Consider the following 2,500-nt stretch of genomic DNA (forward strand, 5'->3'; position numbering starts at 1 on the left):
TGGTTGCGGGGGCAGGATTTGAACCTGCGGCCTTCAGGTTATGAGCCTGACGAGCTACCGGGCTGCTCCACCCCGCGTCACCAAGAATACGGACTTTCCTGCCCGGGAGCGATGTCAGGCGTAGCCTGATGAGGTGAGGCCGTAAAGAGATCGATCCGGTGGATCGATCTTAGGCCGAACGGGCTGCTCCACCCCGCGTCACCTGTTTCGGGCGTTTGCCCGGAAGGGAGTTTTTCGTTTTTGAGAAGATTGTTTTGTCCGCTTATGTTTTGCGGCATTGCCTTTAATAGACCTGGCAGCGACCTACTCTCCCGCGTCTTGAGACGAAGTACCATTGGCGCTGGGGCGTTTCACGGCCGTGTTCGGAATGGGAACGGGTGCGGCCGCCCCGCCATGACCACCAGGTCGATTAAGGGCAATGAACCAACATTTCTGTTGGCATGTGTTGAGAAGCTGGATTTTGGTTCATCGCCTGATCTTGTCCTGGCGGGCTGATCGCAGCCTGCCGGCTGCTGCCCTGCGGACGGCCCGCCAAATGCTTGGCGACGGCCTTTGGCCTGTATGGCTGCCCGGCGCTCTGTCGAGCAAGGGAGCCAGACAAGCTGGCGATGGTCTTATGTGAACACGTCTGGCTGCATCTTAGCGTCTTGCGACGCGTGATGAGCATTATCAATGAGAACGATCAAGTCGATCGGGCTATTAGTAAGGCTAAGCTTCATGCATTGCTGCACGTCCACACGCCTCCTATCAACGTGGTCGTCTTCCACGGCCCTGATAGGGAATACTCGTTTTCAGGTGGGTTTCCCGCTTAGATGCCTTCAGCGGTTATCCCTTCCATATATAGCTACCCTGCTATGCCCTTGGCAGGACAACAGGTCCACCAGAGATATGTCCATCCCGGTCCTCTCGTACTAGGGACAGATCCTGTCAATATTCCTACACCCACGGCAGATAGGGACCGAACTGTCTCACGACGTTCTGAACCCAGCTCACGTACCGCTTTAATTGGCGAACAGCCAAACCCTTGGGACCTGCTCCAGCCCCAGGATGCGATGAGCCGACATCGAGGTGCCAAACAACCCCGTCGATATGGACTCTTGGGGGTCATCAGCCTGTTATCCCCGGCGTACCTTTTATCCGTTGAGCGATGGCCCTTCCACGCGGGACCACCGGATCACTATGACCGACTTTCGTCTCTGCTCGACTTGTCAGTCTCGCAGTCAGGCGGGCTTATGCCATTGCACTCGACGACCGATTTCCGACCGGTCTGAGCCCACCATCGCGCGCCTCCGTTACTCTTTCGGAGGCGACCGCCCCAGTCAAACTACCCACCATACACTGTCCCGGATCCGGATGACGGACCGCGGTTAGACATCCATGACGATAAGGGTGGTATTTCAAGGATGGCTCCACGAAGACTGGCGTCCCCGCTTCAAAGCCTACCACCTATCCTACACATGCCGACACGAATGCCAGTGTAAAGCTATAGTAAAGGTGCACGGGGTCTTTCCGTCTGACCGCAGGAACCCCGCATCTTCACGGGGAATTCAATTTCACTGAGTCTATGTTGGAGACAGCGGGGAAGTCGTTACGCCATTCGTGCAGGTCGGAACTTACCCGACAAGGAATTTCGCTACCTTAGGACCGTTATAGTTACGGCCGCCGTTTACTGGGGCTTCGATTCAAAGCTTGCACCTCTCCTCTTAACCTTCCAGCACCGGGCAGGCGTCAGACCCTATACGTCGTCTTTCGACTTCGCAGAGCCCTGTGTTTTTGATAAACAGTCGCTACCCCCTGGTCTGTGCCACCCCTTCCTGGTTGCCCAAAAAGGGGTCACGCTTCTTCCGAAGTTACGCGTGCAATTTGCCGAGTTCCTTCAACATAGTTCTCTCAAGCGCCTTGGTATACTCTACCTGACCACCTGTGTCGGTTTCGGGTACGGTCTATAATGATGGAGCTATTTCCTGGAACCTCTTCGCTGCACAACCAATCCAGTAAGGTTGAACAACACACGAGATCCGTCACTACCACCAGGCCCACGAATATTAACGTGGTTCCCATCGACTACGCATGTCTGCCTCGTCTTAGGGGCCGGCTAACCCTGCTCAGATTAACTTTAAGCAGGAACCCTTGGTCTTTCGGCGAGAGGGTCTCTCACCCTCTTTGTCGTTACTCATGTCAACATTCGCACTTCCGATACCTCCAGAGGCCCTCACGGGTCCTCCTTCACAGGCTTACGGAACGCTCCGCTACCACTTGCAGTAAACTGCAAATCCTCAGCTTCGGTGCATGGCTTTAGCCCCGTTACATTTTCGGCGCAAAGACCCTTATTTAGACCAGTGAGCTGTTACGCTTTCTTTAAATGATGGCTGCTTCTAAGCCAACATCCTGGTTGTTTTGGGATCCTCACATCCTTTCCCACTTAGCCATGACTTGGGGACCTTAGCTGGAGGTCAGGGTTGTTGCCCTCTTCACGACGGACGTTAGCACCCGCCGTGTG

At 55.1% G+C, this 2,500-nt stretch carries 1 tRNA gene and 2 rRNA genes (1 of these 3 cut by a window edge); all 3 read right to left on the reverse strand.

The window, feature by feature from the left end:
• Nucleotides 1–77 (reverse strand) — tRNA-Met (locus tag ACEPP2_RS06965).
• A gap of 213 nt (nucleotides 78–290) precedes the next feature.
• A 5S ribosomal RNA gene (gene rrf / locus ACEPP2_RS06970) occupies nucleotides 291–405 on the reverse strand.
• Between the two features lie 273 nt (nucleotides 406–678).
• Nucleotides 679–2,500 (reverse strand): 23S ribosomal RNA (locus ACEPP2_RS06975) (it continues 1,060 nt past the right edge of the window).

The organism is Pseudorhizobium flavum (assembly GCF_044142885.1).
In the GTDB taxonomy this organism is placed as follows: domain Bacteria; phylum Pseudomonadota; class Alphaproteobacteria; order Rhizobiales; family Rhizobiaceae; genus Neorhizobium; species Neorhizobium flavum.